Raw genomic sequence first — 25,700 nt, 5'->3', positions numbered from 1 at the left:
TTATTTGGTCAGGCGGCGGATGTTGAACCACGCCAGTGCAGCAAGAAACAATAGCGCAGCAAGAACGGGGCTGTCCCCGATGCGGGAATAAACTGTTGGCTGATGTGGCTGCGGCAGGATCGCATCCACGTATCCCGCCTTGCCCAAAGCCAATGAGGCCGTGACCTGACCCAGCGGGTCAATCATGGCCGATATGCCGGTATTGGCCGAACGGATCATCGGCAGACCTTGCTCAATCGCCCTCATCCGGGCCTGCGCCAGATGCTGAAACGGTCCGGAACGCGTTCCGAACCATGCGTCATTGGTGATCTGCAACAGAAAGTCTGCCCGGCCCGGCGCACCGTTCACATCCTGCGGGAACACGGCTTCGTAACAGATCAGAGGCAACGCCTTTCCCAATTCGCCAAGGTCCAAAAGATCAGGCCCCGGCCCCGCGCTGAATCCATGCCCCGTCGTGGCCGCCATCCCATAAATCCCAAAACGGCCCATCAACTCGCCAAAAGGCACATATTCCCCAAAAGGGGCCAGATGGTGTTTGTCATACAGACCGCCCTGCTGCCCGGCTTCATCCAGATAGACCATCGAGTTGAAGATCCTCGGGCCGTCTCCGCGCTGGATCCCCAAAACCACGGGCGTCCCCTGAGCGGCATCCGCGATGGCCGTCAAATACGGTTGTGCGCTGCCCAGCCAGGCTGGAACTGAGGTCTCGGGCCAGACGATCAGGTCCGGTCCGGGCAAAGCGGCGGAATATTCAATCTGACGGGCAAAGAACAAGGGCGCATATGCCGGGTCCCACTTTTGGTGCTGCGGCGCGTTGGGCTGAACAACACGAACTGTGTGCGGGCCTTCCTGCACTATTGGCCGCATCGACGCATAGCCAGCTGCCAGCGCCGCCGCCGCAGCTGTAAATCCCAGTGGACGGAGCAGTGCCCGCAAGCGTCTTTCCTGAACCAGTGCCGCCCCTATCGGAAACGCCACGGCAAATGTCAGCGCATTCAGGCCATACGGCCCTACCAGAGACAGCAATTGCGCCACGGGCGTATTCACCCAGATTTGCGCCACTCCGCCCCAGGGGAACCCGGTCAGCACGTATCCCCGTGCCAGTTCAGCCAGCGACAGCGTCGCGATCAGCAAAACGCTTTGCTGCATGGCGGTCGCGCCAACATGCCGCGCCAGTCGAAACGCAACCGCCCAGAACAAGGCGAGCCCGCCGGCCATAAACACCAGCGCAAACGGTGCCATCCAGGCGTGGCGCTCTGCGTCCACCTGAAAGGGCTCGATGATCCAGCTGAGTGCATGTGCAAAATAGCCGGTGGCGAAGAACCAGCCGATCCACCCCGCGCGAGCGCGGGTTTCACTGGCAAGGAAAACCGGAACGATCAAAATCAGCGCAAGAACCGTAGCGCCCCAATACCCATGCGGCGCCTGGCCAAAAGCGCCGACGGCGCCCAGTGCGGCGGCGGCAAACAATCTCAACGATGACGGCCAGCCCCGGACAGGCGTCATGCAGCGACGTCCGGCAGCATGACGCGCAACCGTTTGATGCGTCGCGGGTCGGCTTCAATCACTTCGAATTCCGGCCCTTCCGGATGGATCACGACCTCACCCCGTGCCGGAACACGCCCGGACAGCATGAACACTAGCCCCCCCAGCGTGTCGATGTCTTCTTCATCCACATCCTCGTGGCTGGTCAAGGATCTGCCGATCTCGGCTTCGAAGTCCTCAAGCGGCACACGTGCCTGCACAACGTAACAGCCCGGCTTTTCCTGCACCCAAAGCTGATCTTCGTCTGCATCGTGTTCGTCCGCGATCTCACCCACGACCTGCTCGATCAAGTCTTCGATCGTCAGCAGCCCGTCGACGCCGCCATACTCATCAATCACCAACGCCATATGGCGACGTTCGGTCTGCATCTTTGTCAGCAGGACACCGATCGGCATTGAAGGCGGCACAAACAAAAGCGTGCGCAACATGGATTTCAGGTCAAACTTGTCGGCACCGCCATTGAAACCATGGGTCAGTGCGAAGTCCTTGAGGTGAACGAAGCCCAACGGCGTATCCAGCGTTCCTTCATAGACCGGGATTCTGGACAACCCACTGTCCCGGAACACGTCGGCCAGTTCATCCTTGGTGATGGTAGAAGGAACCGCGATGATCTCGGCCGTTGGAATGGCCACGTCTTCGACGCGCATCCGGCGCAGGTTCATCATCCCGTGAGGCCGAGCTGCCGCTGCGCTCTGCCCATTCATCACCGGGTTTTGCTGAGTCTCATGACCCGAAAACGCGTCGAAAATTCGAGAAATAAACCCGCTTTTCTCTTCTGTATCATTGCCGCTGTCCTGAGGTTGCGCGCTTTGCGCTGCCCTAGAACTGCCGTCTGTTTCGCCCATTACCTTGTTCCAACTGATCGGGTCGCTTGACCCACCTTATACCTTATATGGGTCATCTATACCCAACTTGCCAAGTATCTCGACCTCAATCCCTTCCATCAAAGCGGCATCGGGGTCACGAATGTGATCATATCCCAGCAAATGCAACGTTCCGTGAACAAGCAAATGGATGACGTGATCGTCAATGTCCTTGCCCGCCTCATCCGCCTCACGCGCGCAGGTGTCGAAGGAGATCGCAATATCGCCCAAAGGAATTTCACCGGTGAAATCCGGCTTTGGCGGATGCGGCGCTTGCCCGGATTCGTCCGGGGCCAAGTCTTCTGCCGGCCAGCTCAGAACATTGGTGGCGGCTGGTTTGCCGCGAAACTCGGCGTTCAGCTCCGAAATGCGCGCATCATCGCATCCCAGAACGCTGATCTCGCAAAGCTCAGGGTCCAGTTCCGCATGGGACAGGACGGCGGATATCGCTTGCCGCGACAAAGCTTCAAGCCCTTGCCACCGGTCGTCTTCGACAGTGAGTTCCAGATTCATCTTATCGCACAACAGCCCTGTGAATGAGCCTTGCAATCAACTGGTTTCGCGGCCCGCATCCGCCTCATACGCTTCGATGATCGCGGCCACAAGCGGGTGGCGAACCACGTCCTTGGACGTGAAATAGTTGAAACTGATGTTGGGGATCGTTTTCAACAGTCTTTCGGCATCCTGCAAACCCGACTGAACGCCGCGTGGCAAATCCACCTGAGACCTGTCGCCGGTGATTACCATACGGCTGCCTTCGCCCAGACGAGTCAGGAACATCTTCATCTGCATGGTCGTGGCGTTCTGTGCCTCGTCCAGCACCACAAAAGCATTGGCCAACGTGCGTCCACGCATGAACGCCAGCGGCGCTATTTCGATTCGCTTTTCCTCGATCAGCTTGGCCAGCTGCTTGCCGGGCAGAAAATCATTCAGCGCGTCGTACAGCGGCTGCATGTAGGGATCGACCTTGTCCTTCATGTCACCGGGCAGATAGCCCAGTTTTTCACCCGCCTCGACCGCCGGGCGGCTGAGGATGATTCGATCCACATGCCCGCCAATGAACATCGACACGCCCACGGCGACAGCCAGATAGGTTTTCCCCGTGCCAGCTGGCCCGATGCCAAATGCAAGCTCATTTTGAAACAGTGACTGCACATAAGCCTTCTGGGCGTCCGTGCGCGGTTCCACCAGTTTCTTGCGGGTTTTGATTTCGACTGAACCGCCCTTGAACATTTCCAACTGATCGCCGTCGCGGCTGCCGGTCCCCTGTTCCGAACCACCCATCCGCAGTTCTCGGTCCACGTCCGCGGCCTCGACCTCGCGCCCGCCTTCCAATCGCGTGTAAAGCGATTGAAGCACCTCAATAGCCTGCTTCTGGGCGTCTTCATCGCCCATCACGACAAGCTGATTGCCGCGGCGTACGATCTGGACGGAAAGCTTGCTTTCGATGTCGGTCAGATTGCGGTCGTATTCGCCGCACAGGTCAATCAACAATCGGTTGTCGGGAAACTCTAAAAACGCCTCGCGTTGGGGCATTTCGTCTTGCGGTGGGGTCAGGGCACCGATGGCCAATCCGTTCTCCTGTCTTGGCAGTTCACCCTGAGCGTAGACAACAAATCTCGGTGGGCGCAAGCCACAGTTTCAAAAATAAGCCCACAGATGACAAAAGCGCCGATCATACAAAAGAAAAAGCCTGTCAGACGCGCATCAGAACGTATAGTTCAGCCCGAATCTCAAGCCGCCGTATTTCGGTGTGGACTTCGTGGAAAAGCCCGAACCGAATTGAACGTCTTCGGATTTGAACTGGACGTATTCGTATTCGCCGGTGACCGACCAATTGTCGGTCAGCTTGTGTTCGGCACCGATGCTTGCGGTATATCCGCCCCGCCGATCCGACACCGCAAAATTCTGTGTCGAAGTCCCCGTTGCGATATTGTTGGTTGTCTCAACATCCCCCCACAAGTAACCGACACTGAAAAAGTACAGAACCCGACCGTTTCGACTTGTCAGGCCGCTTCGGTACCTGAGGGACAAAACGTCAGAAACCTCTGTCCCACCCTGAACATCGGCACCAGAGATCTGGGTTCTGACACTATCGTCCAAGGATCCGAAATCATAACTGACTTCAAAACCATAAACGAAATCACGCCCCCACCTTGAAGGCAGAACACCACGCCAGCCACCACGAAAGCCACCGTATGCGCCGGATACGTTCAGGTCGCCAATATCAAACAGCCCGGCGGGCGTTCTCAGACCAAATCGATCGTCCCAGCCTGAGGCGTAGCCGCCAGCAATCCCCAGGTAAAATGCACTGACGTCACTGCTGAACTTCTTGGGGCTGATAACGACAGGATCGGTTGTCGTGCCTTTCAGGTCTCCGGCAATCGTCGCGCTGGCAAAAAAAGTGACAACTGAGGCCAAGGGCAAGGTTTTCACTAGGCTCAGGGTCCTGAAGCTGTTCAAGATTGGCACTCGTACCTCCATCACTCCGATCTCGGGATCGGCGAATAATCGTTTTTTTGACGCAAAAACAGCGCCTGAAAAAACATGGCTCCTCTCCGAGCATAGTTCCAAGCAATAAATCAAGGGTAAATTTTCGAAACAAACACCAACTATGGTGTCTGAACGGCGGAATCTTACCGACTCAGAGCAGCTCACCCGCCAAAGAATTGGCGCCCGAGTCGGTGATCCGGACCTCTTTCAGATCACCAACGGCAATCCCGGTGCCCTTCACGTGCACCGAATGCAGATACTCGGATTTTCCGACCATCTGGCCCGGCAGGCGGCCCGGTTTTTCAAACAAAACGCGGACTGTAAGACCGACCATACCGTCCTGAATTTCCCTTTGGTATCTTGTGATAAGGGCCTGAAGGCGCTGCAATCGATCATCCGCCGCAGCCGGATCAACCTGAGCCCGCTCGGCCGCCGGTGTTCCCGGGCGTGTGGAATACTTGAAGGAATAGGCGTAGCCGTATTTGACCTCTTCAACCAAATCCATCGTTGCCTGAAAATCCTCTTCGGTTTCTTCGGGGAAGCCGACTATGAAATCCCCTGACATCACAATATCCGGGCGCGCCGCACGAATGCGTTCGATCAGGCGCAGATAGCTTTCTGCCGTGTGGCTGCGATTCATTCGCTTGAGGATACGGTCCGAGCCCGACTGAACCGGCAGGTGCAGATACGGCATCAGTTTCTCACAGCTGCCATGTGCCTCGATCAGGTCGTCGGCCATGTCATTGGGGTGCGACGTGGTGAAACGAATACGTTCCAGCCCGTCAACCTTGTTCAGTTCCCAGATCAGCCCTGCCAGGGTCACGTCTCCGTCGGGGCCGGCCCCGTGATAGGCGTTCACGTTCTGACCTAGCAGCGTGATCTCGCGCACGCCGCGTTCAACCAGATCATGGGCTTCGCGGATGATGCGATCCGCGGGGCGGCTGACTTCGGCCCCACGCGTATAAGGCACCACGCAGAAGGCGCAGAACTTGTCGCACCCTTCCTGAACAGTCAGAAACGCCGTCGGGCCGCGCTTGGCCTTGGGACGGTTTTTCAGTTTTTCGAACTTGTCTTCCTCGGGGAAATCGGTGTCCAGCGCCTTTTCGCCCGCACGGGTCTTGGCCTCCATCTCGGGCAAACGGTGATAGCTTTGCGGACCGACGACCAGATCGACCAGCGGCTGGCGGCGCATGATTTCTTCACCTTCGGCCTGCGCAACACAGCCTGCCACACCGATTTTCAGGTCAGGCTTTTCGGCCTTCAGACCCTTGAAGCGACCGAGTTCTGAATAAACTTTCTCAGCCGCTTTTTCGCGGATGTGACAAGTGTTCAGCAGAATCATGTCGGCATCGTCAGGCGTTTTGGTTTCGACATAGCCCTGCCCGCCCAGCGCCTCGGACATGCGTTCACTGTCATAGACGTTCATCTGACAGCCATAAGTCTTGATAAACAGCTTCTTCGGTTCGGACATGGGACGGGCCTTTGCATTCGCTGGATCGGCGTCATCTATACGCTTCGAACGCCGCTTGCAATGCGGGCGCAATTACCCGAATTTGGCAGGACTTTCCAGCAAGGCCGGACCAAAAAGCACCCGATGACGTACGATTCCCTCGACCATTTCCTGAAATCGGGACAGGCCGCACTGGCCAAAGGCCCCGTAGCATTGATTTTTGCCGAGGACGACGTAGAGCTGGCCAGCACGCTGCACCATCATCTAAGGCTGGGTTTCAAATCCGTCATCGTCTTTGCCCCGGACGAGTTTCACCTGACAGAGGACCTGTCCGCCAAGGTGCATCGGGTCAATTTGAAATGTGTTCCCCGGCTGGTTGTGTTCGAAACCATAAACAGGATCATTCAGGCCGCACCCGGCATCTGGATGTATTATTGCTACAACGCCGAATACCTGTTCTTTCCCTACTGCGAAACGCGCAGCGTGGGCGAGATGCTTGTCTTTCATGGTGAAGAGCGTCGCAATGCGATGCTCAGCTATGTCATCGACCTGTACGCAGAGGATCTGACCGCACATCCCAATGGCGTGGCCCCCGATCAGGCCATGTTCGACAGCGTTGGCTATTATGTCCATACCCGCCAGGACCCAAGCGGCCAACCGCTGGACCGTCAGGTGGATCTTTCAGGCGGGTTGCGATGGCGGTTCGAGGACCACATCCCCTACGAACGTCGCAGGATCGACCGCATCGCATTGTTCAAAGCGCAAAAAAACCTGGTGCTGAGACCCGATCACACGTTCAACGAACCGGAATACAATACCTATTCCTGTCCCTGGCATCACAACCTGACGGCCGCCATTTGTTCCTTCCGTGCCGCGAAGGCGCTGAAATCCAATGCAGGGTCAACCTTTGACATCCGAAGCTTTTGCTGGCGCAACTCGGTGCCGTTTGAATGGCAGTCCCGCCAGCTGCTGGATCTCGGGCTGATCGAATCAGGTCAGTGGTTCTGAGCCGGCCTGGCGCTGCAACAGAATCGGAAACCAATCCTCGCGCAGGCGCTGTCCCGGCGTCATGTCATGACCGGGAAACGGGGGCGAGGTTCGGCCGGGGCGCTCTACATACCGGGCATCGTCGCCCACCAGCCGCAGTGAAAAGGCGCGGCGACGGCTGTCCGACTGGTTTCCGCGCGCACCGTGCAGCGTGCGATAGTTGAAAGCGACGGCATCGCCGGGCTCCATCTCGAATTCGACGATCTTCATACCTTCGGCATCCGGATCCGGCACAGGGATGTACTGACCTTCATCCGGGAAAAAGCCGTCCTCGGAAACCCATCGGGTCGGCAGAACTTCTTTCTCCCATCGGTGCGACCCGGCGACACACCGCAGCGTCGCCTGCCTGACCGGATCAAGCGGAGACCAGAAGCTGATCGTCTGCTGACCCTCGACGAAATAATATGGGCCGTCCTGATGCCACGGCGTCGCCATCGACGTACCGGGTTCCTTGACCAGCACGTGATCGTGAAACATCTGAACGCGTCTCGATTGCATCAGATCCGCGGCAACCTCAGCTGCAGGAGACGTCTCGATCACGTCGCGGAACTGTGGAATCCGGGTCCAGTTGCAATAATCATCAAAGAAACGACCTGTTTCACCCGCCTTCTTGTTTTCCGAGGCATAGGGACCGGGATCGGCCATATTCGCGGCCACACCATCGCGCAGTTGATCCACGTGATCCGCAAACAGCCCTTTGACCAGTACGACGCCGTCGGCCTGATAAGTGTCGATCATCTGCTGAGAAACAAGAGGGTGTGGCATCGGAAGCTCCTGAAGTTTTTTTTGTTTTTGCCCGGAAAAATGTATTCTGTTCAAATCATATCTTTCGAAGTTATTATTAAGCTCATGTTATATATTTCACTGCGCCAATATGAATATGTCTGTGCAGTCGGGGGTCACGGCAGTTTGTCGGCGGCAGCCCAGCATCTCAATGTTTCGCAACCGGCCTTGTCCACTGCGCTGACGCGTGTTGAAGCCCATTTGGGGTTTCCGCTGTTCGTTCGCCGCCGAGGTGCAGCCATGGCACTGACACCCCAGGGACGTGCGTTCATAGACCAGGCCGAGGTCTTGCTGAAAAATGCTGCGCGAATCGAAACGTCCGATACCTCCGCGCCGGGCACCACCAGGCTGAGATTGGGCTGCTTTACGGACCTGGCCCCCTTCCTTTTGGCCCCGGCCCTGCAACTTCTCCGAGACAGGTTCACTGATATCAACCTTACATATGTGGCCGGGTCCTTCGAAGGGCTGCTGAATGGATTGATGGATGGCCAGATTGACATTGCAATCACATACGACCTGACCATGGATGCGGGGTTCGCCCGTACAAAGCTGTTCGACAGTAGACCGAAAGCGTTGATGCCCCCGGATCATCCATTGGCGACAACCACGGAAGTCACCCTTGCGGCGCTGGAGGGTTATCCGCTGATTCTGTCTTCGGAAGGTTTGTCCGCCCAACACATTCTCGGCCTGTTCCGACAAAACGGGCTGCGCCCTACCGTCGCGCACCGGGCCGCATCCCTTGAGATTCAACGCAGCCTTGCCGCCCATGGTGAGGGAATCGGGATCAGCTATGCCAGCCCACCCAGCAGCTTCAGCTATGACAACAAGCATCTGGTCAGCGTACCGATCGCCAATCCGGACACAGCGGAATCCGTCGTTCTGGCACGGCACGGTACAGGGCCCTCTGACACGGTCATAGAAAAGGCCGAACGTGTTTTGGTGGCCGGGCTGACAGGCGTTTAAGGTCTGTTACTTCCTGCGCAAGCGAATGACGACATCGACAGAGGCGATTTCGACACCTTCCGGCGCCTCGGGAAGGCGCTGAATGACCAGCTGATCCGACGGCGCATCACTTAGCCTTGCGTCGTCTTCCCAATAAAAGTGAGGATGATCGTGTGTGTTCGTGTCGAAATAGCTTTTCGATCCGTCCACTGTGATTTCTTGCAGGACGCCTGCATCGCAGAAAGCACGCAGGGTGTTGTAGACCGTTGCCAGAGACACCGCATCCCCATTCGCCTTTGCCGATTCAAAAAGGCTTTCTGCGGTGACATGGCGATGGCGGCCGTCGCCCACCAGAAGCTCGGCCAGCGCCACGCGCTGACGCGTCGGTCGCAAGCCGGCATTCACCAGCCAACCTGTTGCGATTTCGCGGCTCTGAGGTGTCATCGATCCGATACCCGTTATTGCTGCCTATATATATAGGGGCGCATCACCGGCAATTACAAATGAAATTCATTCGCAAGATAAGAACCAACACAACATGATGTGGCGCGCCGCTCTTGCAGGACCTTGCAAACGGGTGTTAGACGAAGCCAGATGTAAAGACAGACCCCCGGCAGGAAAGGTGGCAGAATGGCCCAGTTCCCTAGCAGTTTTGACAAAGATGATCTGCTGAAATGCGCTCGCGGTGAGTTATTTGGCCCCGGCAACGCACAATTGCCCGCCCCACCGATGCTGATGATGGACCGGATCACCGACATCTCTGCGGATGGTGGTCTGCACGGCAAGGGCCATGTGCTGGCCGAATTCGACATCACACCCGACCTTTGGTTCTTTGAGTGCCACTTTCCGGGCAACCCGATCATGCCGGGCTGTCTGGGGCTGGACGGGCTTTGGCAACTGACCGGTTTCAACCTTGGCTGGCGTGGATGGCAAGGGCGCGGCATGGCCGTTGGCGTCGGCGAAGTAAAGCTGACCGGCATGGTGCGCCCGAACCGTAAAATGCTGACGTATAAAATCGATTTCAAAAAAGCGGTTCAAACGCGCCGCCTGACAATGGGTGTGGCGGATGGCATTGTCGAAGCCGATGGCGAGATGATTTATGATGTCAAGGACATGAAGGTCGTTCTGTCCGAGGCCTGAGCCTGAACGGTCTGAAACAAGGAGTGCGCACATGCGTCGAGTAGTCGTCACCGGTCTGGGGGTTGTGTCCTCGATCGGGAACAATGCCGAAGAGGTACTGACCTCGCTCAAAGCAGGTAAATCCGGGATCGTGGCCAGCGAACAGATGGCGGAACATGGTTTTCGCAGCCAGATCGCAGGAACGCTCAAGATCGACGTGGCCCAGCATGTGGACAAGCGCACATTGCGCTTCATGGGTCCAGGGGCGGCCTATGCACATATCGCCATGAGCCAGGCGATTGCCGATTCTGGTCTGACCGAAGACCAGATCGTCAATCCGCGCACCGGGCTTGTTGCTGGCTCTGGCGGACCATCGACCAGCGCGATGCTGACGGCGCATCAGACTGTTCTGAAGACGGGCGCGACCAAGCGCATCGGGCCGTTTGCCGTGCCAAAATGCATGTGCTCGACGATCTCGGCCAATCTGGCGACCGCGTTCAAGATCAAGGGCATCAACTATTCGATCACGTCGGCCTGCTCGACCTCGCTGCATTGCATCGGCAACGCGGCCGAACAGATCATGCTTGGCAAGCAGGACGTCATGTTCGCCGGCGGCGGTGAAGAACTGGACTGGACGCTTTCCTGCCTGTTCGATGCAATGGGCGCCATGTCGTCGAAATATAATGACACACCCGATAAAGCCTCGCGCGCGTTCGACGAAAACCGCGATGGTTTCGTGATTTCGGGCGGCGGTGGAATCGTTGTTCTGGAAGAACTGGACCACGCCCTGGCCCGCGGCGCCAAGATTTATGCTGAAGTTACGGGTTATGCCGCAACTTCAGACGGCCACGACATGGTTGCTCCTTCAGGTGAGGGCGGCGAGCGCGCGATGAGACTTGCTCTGAGTACCCTGCCCGAGGGGCGCAAGGTCGGCTATATCAATGCCCACGGCACCTCGACCCCCGTCGGCGATGTGGGTGAGGTAGAGGCAGTGCGCCGCATCTTTGGCGAAGGCAACGTACCCCCCATCTCCTCGACAAAGTCGATGACAGGCCACGCTCAGGGCGCGGCGGGCGCGCTTGAAACTATTTTCTGCCTGCTGATGCTGGAAAATGATTTCATTACACCATCGATCAATGTCGACACGCTTGCCGAAGGCATTCAGCCCGGTGAAATTGCGACTCAAGTGGTTGAAAACGCAGGACTGGACAGTGTCATGACCAACAGCTTCGGCTTTGGCGGCACAAACGGGTCCATGGTTCTTTCAAAGTATAACGGGTGAAAGTAATGTCGGATCTTCTCAAAGGTAAACGCGGCCTGATCATGGGCGTGGCCAATGACCGCTCGATTGCGTGGGGCATTGCCAAGGCCATGCACGAGGCTGGCGCCGAACTGGCATTCACCTATCAGGGCGAGGCATTCGGAAAACGGCTGGAGCCGCTGGCTCAGAGCCTGGGCAGCGATTTCATGGTCGATGCGGATGTCACCGACGACGAGTCTCTGGATCGCGCTTTTGGCGAGTTGGCCGAACGTTGGCCCACCATAGATTTCCTGGTCCATGCGATCGCCTATTCGGATAAGTCCGAGTTGACAGGTCGGTTCCTGAATACAACACGGGCGAATTTCAAGCATTCGATGGATGTTTCGGCCTATTCCTTCATCGAGGTCGCGCGTCGCGCCTATCCGATGATGAAAGACAATGGCGGTTCCCTGTTGACCCTGACTTATCAGGGTTCCAACCGGGTTGTGCCCAACTACAACGTGATGGGTGTCGCAAAGGCTGCGCTGGAATCAGCAACGCGCTATCTGGCCAACGATCTTGGCCCCGATGGCATCCGCGTGAATGCGATTTCCCCGGGGCCGATGAGAACCCTCGCCGGTGCAGCCATCGGCGGCGCGCGCAAGACCTACAAATTCTGCGATCAGAATGCACCGATGCGCTCTAACGCCACACTTGAAGCTGTCGGCGGAACGGCTGTGTACCTGACGTCAGATGCCGGTGCCTGCACGACGGGTGAGATCATCCGCGTTGACGGTGGTTTCCACGTTCTGGGCATGCCTCAACCCGAATCCATGTGACCATATCTTTCCCTGCCGCTGCCCAGATTTTACCATCATTTAGCGGCAGGTAATCGATATGAGCAAACTTGACCAGATCATTGCAAATAATGCACGCGTCACGCAAAGCAGGCGAAAACCCGGCTTTCTCAGCCAACGGGCTAGGGTGCTATTGCTTACGTTGACTTCGCTGCTGCTGGTATTTGTCTTCTTTACGCAGCCACAGGTGCGGGCCGCGTTTCACGCTCTGATAGGGTGAGATCCGGGCCGGACATCCGGCTCGAACCATGTCTCAGTTGACTGAAACGACTTCGATCTCGAAAACCAGATCCTGCCCTGCCAGCGGATGATTTGCATCCAGGGTAACGGTGGCGTCGTTTGAATCCACAACCGTTACAGGCACGGCCTGACCTTCTGGCGTTTGCATCTGCAACTGTGTCCCTGGATCCAGGGGGATGTCGTCTGGAATGCCTTCACGGGGAATTTCCTGACGCATCGCCGGGTTGATCGGGCCGTAGGCGTCGGTGCAGGCAATCTCGACCCGCGTCTTGTCCCCGGTGGACAGGCCCGGCATGGCACGGTCCAGACCCGGGATGATCTGGCCCGACCCGACCACGAATTCCAGCGGATCACGCCCGTCCGAGCTGTCAAAGACTTTGCCGTCCAGCAACGTCCCGGTGTAGTGGATGCGAACCGTGTCGCCTTGTTTGATTTCGGTCATCGTGGCCTCCGGCCGTTCCAAGGGGTTAAGCGGCCAACCCTATAGGTTGACACAATGTTGTAAACCCTCGGCTCTTTCACCCCCTGCGCCGATGTGCCAACCTGCGCGCAATCAAAGGAGGATCATATGGCGATCACGACCTGTGTGTTCGACGCCTACGGAACATTGTTCGATGTTGCCGCGGCTGCCCGACAGGCGGCAGACGAGCCGGGTTTCGAAGCCCTGAAAGACAAATGGACCACCGTTGCGGGGCATTGGCGTCTGAAACAACTGCAATACACATGGCTGCGCGCCGTGGCGGATGCGCATGCGGATTTCTGGGACGTCACCCAGGACGGGCTGGATTGGGCTCTGGAGGCCACAGGCCTGCAAGGCAACCCGGAACTGCGCCAACGTCTGCTTGATCTCTATTGGGAATTGCAGGCCTATCCCGAAGTTCCGGCCATGCTGAAAGCCCTCAAGGATGGTGGGCTGCACACGGCGATCCTGTCCAATGGGTCGCCCCCCATGCTGGACGGAGCCGTGAATTCCGCCGGAATCGGCGATGTATTGGATGATGTTCTGTCGGTCGAAAGCGTCGGCGTCTTCAAACCCCACGCCCGTGTCTATGATCTGGTGCAAGACAGGTTTGGCTGCGCACGCGATGAGGTCTTGTTCGTCAGTTCGAACGGCTGGGACGCTGCCGGGGCCAGCGGGTACGGTTTTGTGACCGCATGGGTCAATCGGATTGGTGAACCCATGGATCGCCTTCCCTGGACACCTGCGCATGTGCTGTCCGATCTGACCTCGATTCCCAAGCTGGCCGGTATCTGATGTCAGAATTCATGACAACGGACGGCAGGCGCATCTATTTCGAAGAGACCGGCACCGGCACGCCGCTTTTGTGCCTGGCCGGTCTGACTCGAAACAGCCGCGACTTTTCGTTTTTTGCGCCACATGCCTCGGGCCTGCGCATGATCGCCATGGATTACAGGGGGCGCGGGCGTTCGGAATACGACTCCGATTTCATGAACTACAATATCTTCCGCGAATCCCATGACGCGATTGAGCTGCTCGATCATCTGGGGATCGCTAAAGCAGTCATTCTGGGCACATCGCGCGGCGGGTTGATCGCCATGGCGCTGGCCGCAAGCCATCCTGAACGTCTGGCCGCCGTAATTCTGAATGACGTGGGGCCGGTTATCGAGCCGTCGGGTATCGCCAAGATCATGGCCTACGTGGGGGCGCAGCCCACGGCCAAAACCTATGATGAAGCCGCCGCCGAATTGAAACACGTAATGGAGCCGCAATTTCCCGGTGTTCCACTGGAAACCTGGCGCAAACAGGCAGAATTTCAGTATGAAATGCGCAAGGATGGGCTGAAGTTGCGATATGATCCAGCCTTGCGCAAGGCGCTTCTTGAACAAGCTGCAAGCGGGGCAGCCCCTGATCTATGGGTGTTCTTCGAAGCCTTGCGCGACATTCCCACCGGTGTGATCCGGGGCGCGAATTCCGATGTTCTGGGCGTGGCCACTCTGGCCGAGATGCGGCACCGACACCCGGGCCTGATCTCGGTCGAGGTACCGGATCGTGGGCATGTTCCTTTCCTGAACGAACCCCAATCACTGGACCTGATACAGAAGGTATTGAAGAACGCCGCATGAGCACATTTGAGATGATCGAAGCCGCCGCAGAGCGGCTGAAAGGACACGTTCGCGAAACGCCGATCCTGTCGTCGCCCTTTCTCGACACGCTTGCGGGCCGCCGGATTTGGGTCAAACCGGAATGCCTGCAACATACAGGCAGTTTCAAGTTTCGCGGCGCGTGGTCGGCCATTTCGGCGCTGGATGAGGGCATACGCCAGCGTGGTGTGATCGCATATTCATCAGGCAACCATGCGCAAGGCGTTGCGATGGCCGCCGCGAAGCACGGGATTGCCTCGGTCATTGTCATGCCGTCGGACGCGCCGCAACTCAAGATCGACAACACCCGCGCGCTGGGCGGCGAAGTCGTTTTGTACGATCGTGCGAATGAAAAACGGGAGGAAATAGGCGAGGCCATCGCTGCCGAACGGGGTCTGACCCTGATCCGCCCCTATGACGAACCGCAGGTCATCGCGGGGCAAGGCACAACCGGGCTGGAAATCGCCAGGCAGGCAGCGGAAATTGGGGTTTCGCAGGCGGATGTTCTGATCTGTTGCGGCGGCGGAGGTTTGACCTCGGGCATTGCGCTGGCGCTGGAGAAACACGCGCCGAATTTGCGGGCGCGCCCCTGTGAGCCGGAAGGGTTCGACGACGTCAAACGATCCTTGGCGTCAGGTCGCATTCAAAACAACAATGCGGCGTCGGGTAACATATGCGATGCGATCCTGACACCGCAGCCCGGCGACATCACCTTTCCGATCCTTCACCGTCTTTGCGGCCCCGGACTTTCTGTCACCGAAGACGAGGCATTGCAGGCCATGGCATATGCCTTTCTGCGCCTTAAAATCGTGTTGGAACCCGGCGGCGCCGTAGCCCTGGCCGCAGCCCTTTTCCGGGGCGACGAGATCGAAGGCGACGACGTGATCGTCGTCACATCGGGCGGGAATGTCGATCCGGGAATATTTGCTAAGGCGTTGGAATTCCTGACCTGACATGGGTGCGAAAGCTGTGCAAATTGCATCAGGACCGCATGACGACAAGGACCTTTGTCATGATGATCGCTGATCTGGGCGACGTGAAACTGAACTATCGCATCGACGGCCCCACGGACGGTGCACCCATTGTGTTTGCCAATTCCCTGGGAACCGACCTGCATCTCTGGGACGCGGTGCTGCCATACATGCCCGACGGGCTGCGCGTCATCCGGTATGACAAACGTGGGCACGGGCAATCCTCGGTGCCCCCTGCACCCTATTCGATGGGCGCTTTGGTGCGGGATGCCGAGGCGCTGCTGGATCACCTTCAGGTTCGCGATTGCGTCTTTGTCGGCCTCTCGATTGGCGGGATGATCGCGCAGGGGCTGGCGGTCAAACGCATGGACCAGATTCGTGCGCTGGTGCTGTCGAACACCGCTGCCAAGATCGCCACGCCTTCGATCTGGCAAGAGCGTATTCAGGCGGTGCGAAAGGGCGGGATCGAGGCTCTGGCCGATGCCACGATGGAGCGTTGGTTCTCGCGCGAATACCGCCGCGCGCAAAACCACCTGCCCTGGCGCGATATGATGGTCAGCCAACCAGTCGAAGGGTATCTGGGCTGCTGTGCCGCCATTGCCGGTACCGACTTTTATACCCCAACAAGCGGCCTGCGCCTGCCCACGCTTGGGATTGCGGGCAGCGAAGACGGATCGACCCCGCCCGATCTGGTGCGGGAAACGATTGATCTTGTTCCCGGATCCCGATTTCGGCTGATCCGCCGCGCCGGACATTTGCCTTGCGTTGAGAAACCCGCGGAATACGCAGAAATCCTGACCGGATTTCTGACCGAGATCGGACATGTCTGAAGGAGAATGACAATGACGTCCTTCCTGTTGGTCCATGGCTCGTGTCACGGCGCCTGGTGCTGGCGCGACCTGATCCCCGCTTTGGAAGCCCTGGGCCATACCGCCCGCGCCATCGACATGCCCAGCCATGGTGCAGACCCCACGCCGGTGGCCGACGTCACGCTGGACAGTTGCCGCGATGCCATTTTGAACGCCTGTACACCCGATACGATCGTCGTCGGCCATTCCTGGGCCGGCTTTCCGATCAGCGCAGCGGCCGAGGCGCGCCCGGATGCAATGCGCGCTTTGATTTACCTGTGTGCCTATGTCCCCCGGGATGGTCTTTCGATGGCGGAAATGCGCAGGCGCGGGTCGCGGCAAACCATTGCGCACGCAGTGGAAAAATCTGCGGACGGGCTTTCCTATACCGTGTCCGTGGATGCGGTCCCAAAGCTGTTTTATCACGATTGCCCGGACGACATCCTGCCATACGCATACGCGCGCCTGTGTCCGCAAGCCATCCTGCCACAAGAAACACCGCTGCCTGTCGGCGCACGCTTTGCCAAGGTCCCCAAGGCCTATATCCGAACAACCGACGACCACACGATACCGACCGAGTACCAGGCAGACATGAGCGCCTGCGTCCCCGAAAACCTTCGACGTACAATCGACAGCTCGCATTCGCCGTTTTTTTCACATCCGCAGGAATTGGCTGAGCTTCTGTCCGAACTGGCGGGCAAACTCTAGCAACCTGCCGCAACGACATGGGGTGTCCGGCGGAACTGTCTCTTTCCTCATTCGTCGGGCATGACTAGGGTGCCGCTCACAACTCATTTGTTCAGGTCCCATGCGTCTGCCGTTTTTCTTCATCCTCGGCATCGTCATGATCGATGCTATGGGCATTGGTCTTGTGATGCCGATCATGCCGCAACTGATTGTCGAGGTTCAGGGCGGCACCCTGGCCAATGCCGCGATCTGGGGCGGTGTGCTGAGCACAGCCTTTGCCGCGATGCAATTCATCTTCGGCCCCATTCTGGGAAATCTGTCCGATGCTTACGGGCGTAGAACGGTATTGCTGGTGTCCTTGTTCGTCATGGCGCTGGACTATGTCGTCATGGCCATGGCGGGCAGTATCTGGCTTTTGCTGGTCGGACGTATCATTGGCGGCATCACGGCGGCCACCCATTCTACAGCGGCGGCTTTCATGGCGGATGTGTCCGACCCAAAAGACAAGGCCGCAAATTTCGGCCTTCTGGGCGCCGCTTTTGGCGTGGGGTTCGTCCTGGGTCCGGTGATCGGCGGATTGCTAAGCGAATTTGGAACTCGTGCACCGTTCTGGGCTGCTGCGGGTTTGGCGGCGTTGACCTTCTGCATCGGATATTTCGTGATGCCCGAAACGGTGACCGATGAAAACAGGCGTGCCTTCAACCTGCGACGCGCGAACCCGGTGAACTCGCTTCGCGCCATAGCATCATTGCCCGGCATCCAGCCGATGCTGTGGGTCTATTTCCTGTATTCGGTTTCAATCTACGTCTATCCGGCCATCTGGTCCTATTTCACGACCGAGCGCTTCGGTTGGTCCGCGCAGATGATCGGCCTGTCGCTTGGAATCTATGGTATCGGCATGGCCGTCGTGCAAGGCGGTCTGATCCGCCCGGCCATCCGGCTTTTGGGCGAGCGGGCAACAATCATCCATGGCATGATCTTTGAAATCATAAGCTTCGCCATTCTGGCCTTTCTGACCAACGGCCTGATTGCACTGCTTCTCATTCCGATTACCGCCATTGGGGCGGTCATCACGCCCGCCCTTCAGGCGATGATGTCACGGGCCACACCAGATTCGCAGCAAGGCGAATTGCAAGGTGTCCTGACTGCGTTGCATGCGCTTTCGATGGTGATCTCACCGTTGGTGATGACCAGCGTATTCGCGCAGTTCATTCGACCTGACACCCCGCTCTACCTGCCCGGCGCCCCTTTCCTGCTGGCACTCATGTTGATGCTGGCAGGGTTCCTTCTGTTTAGACGGTCCCGGCCTGTCGTAGCGTAACAACGACACGCAAATGGCGGTTTCTGCCTTGCGAGCCGCCTTTTCCCGCGCCACCGTGAACCCAACGGGAGTGAGGGACAACATGCAAAAAATCAAAGCCGCAGTCTGCCGGGCATTTGGCGAGCCACTGGTGATCGAAGACGTTCATCTGGCACCCCCCGGCACGGGCGAGGTCGAGGTGACACTGGATGCCGTGGCCATCTGCCATTCGGACATTTCCTATGCCGAAGGCGCATGGGGAGGGTTCCTGCCAGCCGTTTACGGGCACGAAGCCGCAGGCGTGATCACCGCAGTCGGAGAGGCGGCCGGGGATTTCAAGGTCGGCGACCCTGTGGTGGTGACCCTGATCCGCGCCTGCGGGTCTTGCCCTGCTTGCGCAGGCGGGCAACCGACAATTTGCGAAACACCCTACGACACTGTCAAAGGTCCATTGAAAACAGGCGATGGCGGCCCGCTCGAACAGGCGATGGCATGCGGGGCCTTTGCCGAAAAGGTCGTGGTAAGCCACCGCCAGATCGTCAAAATCCCGGATGACCTGCCCAAGGAACTGGCCAGCCTGCTGTCCTGCGGTGTGATCACCGGGGTCGGCGCTGCGGTGAATGCGGCGGGCGTGCGCCCCGGTCAGGACGTGGTGGTCATTGGGGCCGGCGGTGTCGGCCTGAACGCAATTCAAGGCGCGCGGATTGCAGGCGCCCGGCGGATCGTGGCCGTGGACATGACCGAAGAAAAGCTTGAGGTCGCCAAAGAGTTCGGCGCAACCCACGGCGTTTTGGCCAGCTTGGATCAACCTTGGAAAGCTGCATACAGGGCGCTGGGTGGACGCGGTGCCGATGCCGTTCTGATCACTGTCGGCGCGGTTCCCGCTTATGATCAAGCTCCGCGCTATCTTGGGCGCGGCGGCAAGGCGATCATGATCGGGATGCCACATTCCGGTGACATGGCCAGCTATGAACCTGTTGTATTGGCAGCCCTGGGCCAGGGTATCGTCGGGTCGAAAATGGGCGACGTGGTCATTCAGCGCGACATACCATGGATGGTGGACCTGTATAAGCAGGGGCGGCTGAAACTGGACGAGCTGATCTCGGGCCGCTGGTCTCTGGATCAGATCAACGAGGCCATCGCCGACACCAAAACCGGATCGGCCAAGCGAAATGTGATCCTGTTCGACAGGACCTGACCCACCAAAAGGACTTGGGATGAAACTTCAGGATCTAGACGTCATCGTCACCGCCCCGCCCGCTCCTGGCTGGGGAGGGCGATACTGGATACTTGTCAAAGTGACGACCGATACCGGCATCACGGGATGGGGTGAGTGTTATGCCTCGTCCGTGGGCCCCGAAGCGATGCGTCATGTCATTCAGGACGTGTTCGACCGGCATATGTTGGGAGAAAACCCCGAAAACATTGAACTCATGTTCCGCCGCGCCTATTCCAGCGGCTTTACGCAGCGGCCGGACCTGACGGTGATGGGCGCATTCTCGGGGTTGGAAATAGCCTGCTGGGACATTCTGGGCAAAGATCGCGACAGGCCGGTGCATGCGCTGCTGGGCGGCAGGATGAATGACCGGATCCGGGCCTATACTTACCTGTACCCCCTGCCCCAGCACAACCTGAACGATTTCTGGACCTCTGCCGAACAGGCCGGTGAAACGGCGGCGGAAATGGTAAAACGTGGCTACACTGCCGTGAAATTCGACCCGGCCGGCCCCTATACGATCCGCGGCGGGCACATGCCCGCGATGCGCGACATTTCCATATCCGTTGCCTTCTGCAAGGCGATCCGCGAGGCCGTGGGGGACAGGGCCGATCTGCTGTTCGGCACTCATGGCCAGTTCAACACAGCCGGTGCAATTCGTTTGGGGCAGGCGTTGGAACCATACCAACCTCTGTGGTTCGAAGAACCTACGCCGCCGGACAATATCGAAGACATGGCCCGCGTCGCGCGCAATGTACGCATTCCGGTTGCAAGCGGAGAACGGATGACCACAAAGGCCGAATTCGGAGCCGTCCTGCGCGCCGGAGCCGCCGAAATCCTGCAACCGGCCCTGGGACGCGCAGGCGGAATATGGGAGATGAAGAAAGTCGCCGCCATGGCCGAGGTCTTCAACGCGCAGATGGCACCGCACCTGTATGCCGGTCCGGTGGAATGGGCCGCCAATATTCATCTGGCGGCGTCCATTCCCAACCTGCTGCTTCTGGAAACCATCGAAACACCGTTCCACGATCAACTGATCAAGGGATCGATCCGGGTCGAGAATGGCTTTGTCGCTGCCCCGGATGCTCCGGGCCTTGGGATTGATGTCGATGAAGACCTGGCCCGCGCGCACCCATATGACGGCGACGGGTTGCATCTGCAAATGCAGGAGGACCCATGCAATTACGTTGAAGGCAACGCTTTTCAAGGGGGCGCCCCGGCAACCGAGGGGTGACAATATCAATGGCCTTGATGCATATTGGCATCACAAACGCGATATGACGGTCAGAAAGTGGCACTTAACGAAACCGAACCTCAGGAACACCCAACAGACGCTCTGCCGGACATGAAAGACAATGCTGCACGCGCGGCTGCATTTCTTAAAACACTGGCGCACGAGGGGCGTCTGATGATCTTGTGCCATCTTGGTGGTGGTGAAAAATCCGTTGGCCAACTTGAAGTGCTGCTTCAGCTGCGGCAGGCCGCAGTCAGCCAGATGCTGGCGCGCCTGCGCGAGGAAGAGTTGGTCTCGACGCGTCGGGAAGGCAAAACAATCTATTATTCATTGCGCGACGGCGCCACGGAAAAAGTGATCCGTCTGCTTTATGATTTGTTCTGCAACACGGACTGCTGATCGCTAATTGGACACATAGCCGGCGATCACCTGCAACAGCTTGAATGCGGTCGCCGCGTCGTTTTCCACAACGGCAAGGAATTCTTCTTCACCGATCCGCAAGCAGGAAAGCTGGGTTTCCGCCACCATGCTCAGCGCACGTGGTTCTTTTCTGATCAGGCCCAACTCTCCGACCAAAGCACCAGGCCCGACTTTGGTGATCAATTGGTCAGGCCCCTGTTCTTGCGGCAGATACAAACCTGCTTCGCCCTCCAGCACCACATAGGCACCGTCGGTGGGTTGGTCATCTTTCAAGAACACCACCTGCCCCGGCTCGGCATCAAACCAGCGCGCACCAAAGGCCAGCAGGCGCAGCTGCCGCCGATCCAGGCCCGAAAACAACGGGGTTTGTTCCAGAGCGCGCAGTTTCCGCGTCAAATCCGCCGATGCTGCACTGTCTTCCTCCACCTCCACAGGCCCTCCGTCCGAGACCACACGACCTTGCCGGATTTCCACATACATGTCGAATGCACCGGGGTTTTCGAACTGATCATTCAGATAGACAACAGTGGTGTCCGGCAGCAGTTCACGAAGCCGTTTATAGACAGCAACCTGCGTTTTCATGTCGTAGCTGGCCAGCGCATTTTCCAGAATCAGGATGTCAGGTTTCTTGATCGTCGCACGGGTAAAGGCCAAGGGTTCGGCAAATACCGCCGGAAGATTCTGACCGCCCAAAGCAACCTGCACATCATAGATCAGCTCTGTGACCAATGGGCGCGCGCCGTTTTCAGCCAACACATCGACAATCACCTTGCGGGCTTCGTCCGAACGGGAACCGCCAATCTGGCTGACTTTTCCGAACAGCGCATTTTCCATGACCGTCAATCCGGGCGCAAAGACGTTCGTATCCAATGGAACGAAGACGTCTTGCAAACGCTCCATCAGTTTCTCGGAATGGCTGTGCCGGAGTTCAAGGATGCGATCCTTCAGTTCATCCGTGAACGCAGGTCCGATCTGTTCGGCAGAGATCACAAATGGCACCGCCAACATGTTGGCAAGCTGTTCGTCATCCAGCCCGTCCGAACCTTCTTTGCGGGTCTGGTCCACCAGATCCACTGCAATTTCATAGGTTTTTGCATCAAGACCAAGCTTTTGGAACAACGGGTGGTCGGTTCCATCGATCCCGAAGATCTGGCGCAGCATGTCGATCACATCGCGGGTCAACGCGATCAATGTCTCGTCCAGCCCCAGTTCACGCAACTGTCCAAGAAAGACCTTTTGCTGCGCAAGCAAAGCTTGTGTCACAGGAACACGTGGCGTTGCGAAAAGCAGATTTTCAGCCACAGGCAGAGCCGCGTTATAGGTGTTCCGGTCAAAGACAAGCGCCTGTTGTTCCAGCCCGGCCTCCCGAACGGCCTGCTGCACGACCGGGCGCAGCTCGATCAGTTTCTTTGCCAGTTCACAATGCTCGGCCGCATCGAAACTTTGTTCGGCGCCCCGTTGGAACAGCGCTGCGCCAAACCCCATTCCATCAATCAACTGCAACCACCAGGCACGCAGTTCTGCGGCGTCCTGAAAGCCGGCCAGAGTTGGGTCCAGCCATTCCGCCCTGAACGGATCGGCACTGTTGCCCGCCCTCAGAGTTTCAAGAAAATCCGGATCGTCCGGCGGGTCAGTCAGCGGTTTGAACCGCATCGGCATCATCACGTTGTCGCCCAGCGTACCCTGAAACATGACAGGGCGTGATGTGACATACCCGATACGCGCGGCGACAACCGCCTGATGCACCTCGGCCAGTTTCAGATCCCCGATCCGAATCTGGCCAGCACTTGGACGTATTTCCCGTGTCAGCAATTCGCCGATGGCGCGTCGATCTTCCTCGCTGGGGGCGGCGATCCCAATTGTCTTTCCGGCAGGAAAACTGAGGTCCAGATCATCAAGCACCTGATTGCCATCCATGTCGCGCACCGAAACGTGATGCAGCACGATGTCGCCGTTCAGGTGCGGCCACTCGGTAGGTTCACCTTTGAACAAGGTTTCATCATGCATTCCGGCCGGGGCAAAACGGTCAAGAACCACATCCCAGCGCAGCGACATGTCCTGGGTCTGGTTGTAATAGGTCAGCAGTTCCTTCCAAGGTGAGCTGAGATCCTTGTACGCAGCCAATGCGGCAACCAGCGCCCCCAGTGAAACCGAGCCCTGAAGCACCAACAGACCACCAACCAGATAGAACATGAACGGTGTAAGCTGCGAGATGAAGTTGTTCAGGAATTTCATGAAAAACTTCTTTTGATAGATCTCGAAACGGATGCCGAACAGGCGTCCCAATTGCTCTGAGATCATCGACCGGCGAAAACGCCAGCCGCCATTGGTCCGCAGGGTGGACGCGCCCGCTGCGTTCTCGCCGATCTGCGCCGCCAGAACCCGAACCTCCTGAATGCGTTTTTTGTTCAGCAGGTTGATCTGGCGTTGCAGCTTGGGGATCAACCAGGCCTGCAAGGGTATCAGTGCCACCGCGGCCAGCCCGAACCAGACGCTTTGCAGGAACAGGAAGGAAAGTATGGTGATCATTTGGCCGGCCTGAAGAACCGGCTGGCTGATCGCATCGCCCATCAGGCCGCCCATCGGCTCGCTTTCGGCGGTGATCATTGACACCATTTCACCTTGGCTGACACGCTCGAAATAGGGTTGAGGAAAGCGCAGCGCCCGGCTGATCAACTGATAGCGGAAGCGCCGCAGCATCCGTTCACTCAGCACGCCCTTCATGGTGTTGATGCGCATTTTCATCAGGCCGTGGCACAGCACGGCCGCCAGAAAGGCAAAGCACAGAACAACCAGAAAACTGGTCTGCGACATGGAATAGCCCCAGATCGTCACCTCAGAGGTGGACGACCCGATCGCGTCATTGATTATTCGTTTTGGCAACTCAAGCGTGAGGTACAGCAAAGGAAACAGCGTCGCCGTCACGGCCAGCAGGATCAGCTGTTCGCGCTTGGAGTATTTCCAGATAAAGCGGAAAATTGTGCGTTCTATGGAACCTGCCCCTGCTGCTGACCTTCGACGTGGATTAAACGCAATGCATGCAATTTCAACAGCATGAATCAAATATCATCCAGACAGGATAAGCAAATTTTTCCCTTTTGGAAAATTTCTTGACCGAATGTGAACTAGTTCATTTACGCGTGCCCGTTTTATTGCCTAATGTTGGCGTCAGAACGATATCGGGAGGGTTCTTTTGACTGCCAGTATTGGCGCAGTGTTTCTTATGCTTTGTCTTTTGCTGATCAAGCATATGTTCGCTGACTACTACCTCCAGACACCGAAGATGCTTTCCGGTCGGGGTGAGTATTTTCACTTGGGACGCGCGCAACATGCCGCTGTGCATGTTGTGGGTTCTGTCGTCGTTTTTTTGGTGTTCGGCGCGCCGTTGTCTTTTATTCTGATTGTCGGGGCGCTGGAATGGTTCATCCATTTCAATATCGATTTCATCAAGGCCAGCTATTCAGACAAAAAGCGACTTGAGCCAACGCAACCCGCGTTTTGGCGCGCCGCAGGTTTGGATCAGCTGATGCACAACCTGACTTATGTTGCGATGGTTTGGGCCTGGGTTACCTTCGCCGCCGCCTGACGGTGCCAGGCCGCGTTTTCCGATACGGCCAGCCGATAGGCCCTTAGCCACATCCGATCCAATGCGTCAATCGCAGCAGGGTCGAACCGGTGTTCAACTTCCCAATACCGACCAGAGGCTACATAATATCCAAGATCATCTTCCATTCGCTGCACATTGTGCATGGCGGCAATATCGGGAAGCGGTGCGGCTGTCAGGTCAGATATGTTGACGGATGGAAATACCAGCCGGCTTGGCGCGCCGGATAACCGTACGGTTCTGCACCCCTGAGCGGCTGCAAAAAGACCCAGTCGGGCGGCCTTCGCTTCAAGCGAACGCAGTGTCACGTCCTCTCGCAAAGGGTCCGCAGTGCCATTTCCGTAAAAATGTGTTCGTCCCGATCCTGAATACATCATGTCGCAACCGGAAAAAGCCAGAACATCCGGGCTCAGGGCTGACAAAGCCCAATAGCCTGCCGTGAAAGCCATCGTTCCGCCGGCATAGACGAACCCGCCATAGTCATTCTGTCTTGGGACGTATTCGTCGGCAGTGACTATGTGTTGAGTGCCAAAAACTTTTCCAGGGCGGCGCTCTGCCGGGAAGTCTTCGGGGTGGATCAGGTAATCCCAGTCTTCTCGGATGCGCCACGCGTTGTTGATGGCGACGATATGCGTGAAAGGCGCGCGCGACCATGCCCGCGCCTCCAGCGCCGATGGGGCGCTGCCAAGGATCAATACGGTTGTCTTTCGGTCGGTCATGTCAGGGCCGGACTTGTTG

Annotated in this window: 26 protein-coding genes; 15 read left to right on the top strand and 11 right to left on the bottom strand. The window is 57.8% G+C overall.

Features of this window, described 5'->3' with window-relative positions; all coding sequences use genetic code 11:
* The 6 genes from lnt to miaB all read right to left on the bottom strand — a co-directional run bounded on the left by lnt (position 1) and on the right by miaB (position 6,372).
* Positions 1-1,506 carry an apolipoprotein N-acyltransferase gene (gene lnt / locus GOW09_RS08495; RefSeq protein ID WP_171117397.1) on the bottom strand — a complete coding sequence of 502 codons (1,506 nt, stop codon included), beginning with the start codon at positions 1,504-1,506 and terminating at the stop codon, positions 1-3.
* A complete protein-coding gene (locus GOW09_RS08490) occupies positions 1,503-2,390 on the bottom strand; it encodes a hemolysin family protein (RefSeq protein WP_171117395.1) in 888 nt (295 codons plus the stop codon). Before GOW09_RS08490 ends, lnt begins: the two co-directional genes overlap by 4 nt.
* A 36-nt stretch (positions 2,391-2,426) precedes the next feature.
* Positions 2,427-2,921, bottom strand: a complete 495-nt coding sequence (gene ybeY / locus GOW09_RS08485; RefSeq protein WP_171117393.1) for an rRNA maturation RNase YbeY — start codon at positions 2,919-2,921, stop codon at positions 2,427-2,429.
* A gap of 36 nt (positions 2,922-2,957) precedes the next feature.
* On the bottom strand, positions 2,958-3,980 hold the full coding sequence (locus tag GOW09_RS08480) for a PhoH family protein (RefSeq protein WP_152457164.1): 1,023 nt from the start codon (positions 3,978-3,980) through the stop codon (positions 2,958-2,960).
* Positions 3,981-4,115: 135 nt separating this feature from the next.
* The gene (locus tag GOW09_RS08475) at positions 4,116-4,844 is read right to left on the bottom strand and encodes an outer membrane protein (RefSeq protein WP_371808033.1); all 729 of its coding nucleotides are present in this window, start codon (positions 4,842-4,844) and stop codon (positions 4,116-4,118) included.
* 208 nt (positions 4,845-5,052) lie between these two features.
* Positions 5,053-6,372 carry a tRNA (N6-isopentenyl adenosine(37)-C2)-methylthiotransferase MiaB gene (miaB, locus tag GOW09_RS08470; RefSeq protein WP_171117378.1) on the bottom strand — a complete coding sequence of 440 codons (1,320 nt, stop codon included), beginning with the start codon at positions 6,370-6,372 and terminating at the stop codon, positions 5,053-5,055.
* A gap of 123 nt (positions 6,373-6,495) precedes the next feature.
* Here miaB and GOW09_RS08465 point away from each other — a divergent pair, with 123 nt between their 5' ends.
* On the top strand, positions 6,496-7,359 hold the full coding sequence (locus tag GOW09_RS08465) for a hypothetical protein (protein ID WP_171117376.1): 864 nt from the start codon (positions 6,496-6,498) through the stop codon (positions 7,357-7,359).
* Here the strand turns inward: GOW09_RS08465 and GOW09_RS08460 are convergent.
* On the bottom strand, positions 7,342-8,163 hold the full coding sequence (locus GOW09_RS08460; protein ID WP_171117374.1) for a phytanoyl-CoA dioxygenase family protein: 822 nt from the start codon (positions 8,161-8,163) through the stop codon (positions 7,342-7,344). The two genes, GOW09_RS08465 and GOW09_RS08460, sit on opposite strands and share 18 nt — an antisense overlap.
* Before the next feature lie 84 nt (positions 8,164-8,247).
* On the opposite strand from GOW09_RS08460, the gene GOW09_RS08455 reads away from it, so the two are divergent.
* Complete coding sequence (locus tag GOW09_RS08455; protein ID WP_171117371.1) at positions 8,248-9,144, top strand: LysR family transcriptional regulator; 897 nt, start codon at positions 8,248-8,250, stop codon at positions 9,142-9,144.
* 6 nt (positions 9,145-9,150) lie between these two features.
* On the opposite strand, the gene irrA is transcribed toward GOW09_RS08455, so the two are convergent.
* A complete protein-coding gene (irrA, locus tag GOW09_RS08450) occupies positions 9,151-9,567 on the bottom strand; it encodes an iron response transcriptional regulator IrrA (RefSeq protein WP_117872833.1) in 417 nt (138 codons plus the stop codon).
* A 186-nt stretch (positions 9,568-9,753) separates the two neighbouring features.
* Between irrA and fabA the strand changes: the two genes are divergently transcribed.
* Genes fabA through GOW09_RS08435 form a run of 3 tightly spaced genes read left to right on the top strand, consistent with a single transcriptional unit; the run spans position 9,754 to position 12,321 of the window.
* Positions 9,754-10,263, top strand: coding sequence for a bifunctional 3-hydroxydecanoyl-ACP dehydratase/trans-2-decenoyl-ACP isomerase (fabA, locus tag GOW09_RS08445; RefSeq protein ID WP_171117369.1), 510 nt, complete (start codon positions 9,754-9,756; stop codon positions 10,261-10,263).
* A 31-nt stretch (positions 10,264-10,294) separates the two neighbouring features.
* Positions 10,295-11,524, top strand: coding sequence for a beta-ketoacyl-ACP synthase I (gene fabB, locus GOW09_RS08440; RefSeq protein WP_171117367.1), 1,230 nt, complete (start codon positions 10,295-10,297; stop codon positions 11,522-11,524).
* A 5-nt stretch (positions 11,525-11,529) separates the two neighbouring features.
* Positions 11,530-12,321, top strand: a complete 792-nt coding sequence (locus tag GOW09_RS08435; protein ID WP_171117365.1) for an enoyl-ACP reductase — start codon at positions 11,530-11,532, stop codon at positions 12,319-12,321.
* Between the two features lie 271 nt (positions 12,322-12,592).
* Here the strand turns inward: GOW09_RS08435 and GOW09_RS08430 are convergent, their stop codons facing one another.
* On the bottom strand, positions 12,593-13,021 hold the full coding sequence (locus GOW09_RS08430; protein ID WP_171117363.1) for a peptidylprolyl isomerase: 429 nt from the start codon (positions 13,019-13,021) through the stop codon (positions 12,593-12,595).
* Positions 13,022-13,147: 126 nt separating this feature from the next.
* Between GOW09_RS08430 and GOW09_RS08425 the strand changes: the two genes are divergently transcribed.
* The 9 genes from GOW09_RS08425 (at position 13,148) to GOW09_RS08385 (ending at position 21,337) form a co-directional block, all read left to right on the top strand.
* Positions 13,148-13,834 (top strand): haloacid dehalogenase type II, encoded by a 687-nt coding sequence (locus GOW09_RS08425; protein WP_171117361.1) that lies wholly within the window; start codon positions 13,148-13,150, stop codon positions 13,832-13,834.
* On the top strand, positions 13,834-14,664 hold the full coding sequence (locus tag GOW09_RS08420; protein ID WP_171117359.1) for an alpha/beta fold hydrolase: 831 nt from the start codon (positions 13,834-13,836) through the stop codon (positions 14,662-14,664). The genes GOW09_RS08425 and GOW09_RS08420 overlap by 1 nt, the downstream gene beginning before the upstream one ends.
* Entirely contained in the window at positions 14,661-15,635 is a 975-nt protein-coding gene (locus GOW09_RS08415; protein ID WP_171117357.1) for a threonine/serine dehydratase, read from the top strand. Before GOW09_RS08420 ends, GOW09_RS08415 begins: the two co-directional genes overlap by 4 nt.
* Before the next feature lie 59 nt (positions 15,636-15,694).
* Positions 15,695-16,483, top strand: coding sequence for a 3-oxoadipate enol-lactonase (pcaD, locus tag GOW09_RS08410; protein ID WP_171117879.1), 789 nt, complete (start codon positions 15,695-15,697; stop codon positions 16,481-16,483).
* 12 nt (positions 16,484-16,495) lie between these two features.
* Positions 16,496-17,209 carry an alpha/beta fold hydrolase gene (locus tag GOW09_RS08405; RefSeq protein ID WP_171117354.1) on the top strand — a complete coding sequence of 238 codons (714 nt, stop codon included), beginning with the start codon at positions 16,496-16,498 and terminating at the stop codon, positions 17,207-17,209.
* A 100-nt stretch (positions 17,210-17,309) separates the two neighbouring features.
* The gene (locus tag GOW09_RS08400; RefSeq protein ID WP_171117352.1) at positions 17,310-18,509 is read left to right on the top strand and encodes a TCR/Tet family MFS transporter; all 1,200 of its coding nucleotides are present in this window, start codon (positions 17,310-17,312) and stop codon (positions 18,507-18,509) included.
* Between the two features lie 82 nt (positions 18,510-18,591).
* The gene (locus GOW09_RS08395; protein WP_171117350.1) at positions 18,592-19,686 is read left to right on the top strand and encodes a Zn-dependent alcohol dehydrogenase; all 1,095 of its coding nucleotides are present in this window, start codon (positions 18,592-18,594) and stop codon (positions 19,684-19,686) included.
* Between the two features lie 19 nt (positions 19,687-19,705).
* Entirely contained in the window at positions 19,706-20,938 is a 1,233-nt protein-coding gene (locus tag GOW09_RS08390) for a mandelate racemase/muconate lactonizing enzyme family protein (RefSeq protein WP_171117348.1), read from the top strand.
* A gap of 111 nt (positions 20,939-21,049) precedes the next feature.
* The gene (locus GOW09_RS08385) at positions 21,050-21,337 is read left to right on the top strand and encodes a helix-turn-helix transcriptional regulator (protein WP_171117877.1); all 288 of its coding nucleotides are present in this window, start codon (positions 21,050-21,052) and stop codon (positions 21,335-21,337) included.
* Positions 21,338-21,340: 3 nt separating this feature from the next.
* Here the strand turns inward: GOW09_RS08385 and GOW09_RS08380 are convergent, their stop codons facing one another.
* On the bottom strand, positions 21,341-24,337 hold the full coding sequence (locus GOW09_RS08380; RefSeq protein ID WP_171117874.1) for a cyclic nucleotide-binding domain-containing protein: 2,997 nt from the start codon (positions 24,335-24,337) through the stop codon (positions 21,341-21,343).
* Between the two features lie 244 nt (positions 24,338-24,581).
* Here GOW09_RS08380 and GOW09_RS08375 point away from each other — a divergent pair, with 244 nt between their 5' ends.
* Entirely contained in the window at positions 24,582-24,944 is a 363-nt protein-coding gene (locus GOW09_RS08375; RefSeq protein WP_371419740.1) for a DUF3307 domain-containing protein, read from the top strand.
* Here the strand turns inward: GOW09_RS08375 and GOW09_RS08370 are convergent.
* Positions 24,899-25,681: a hypothetical protein gene (locus GOW09_RS08370; protein WP_171117346.1), complete on the bottom strand. Its 783-nt coding sequence runs from the start codon at positions 25,679-25,681 to the stop codon at positions 24,899-24,901. The two genes, GOW09_RS08375 and GOW09_RS08370, sit on opposite strands and share 46 nt — an antisense overlap.
* Between the last annotated feature and the right edge of the window lie 19 nt (positions 25,682-25,700).

Origin of the sequence: Ruegeria sp. HKCCA5463 (assembly GCF_013034175.1) — a bacterium.
In the GTDB taxonomy this organism is placed as follows: domain Bacteria; phylum Pseudomonadota; class Alphaproteobacteria; order Rhodobacterales; family Rhodobacteraceae; genus Ruegeria.
This window is presented reverse-complemented; position numbering and strand designations above follow the sequence as displayed.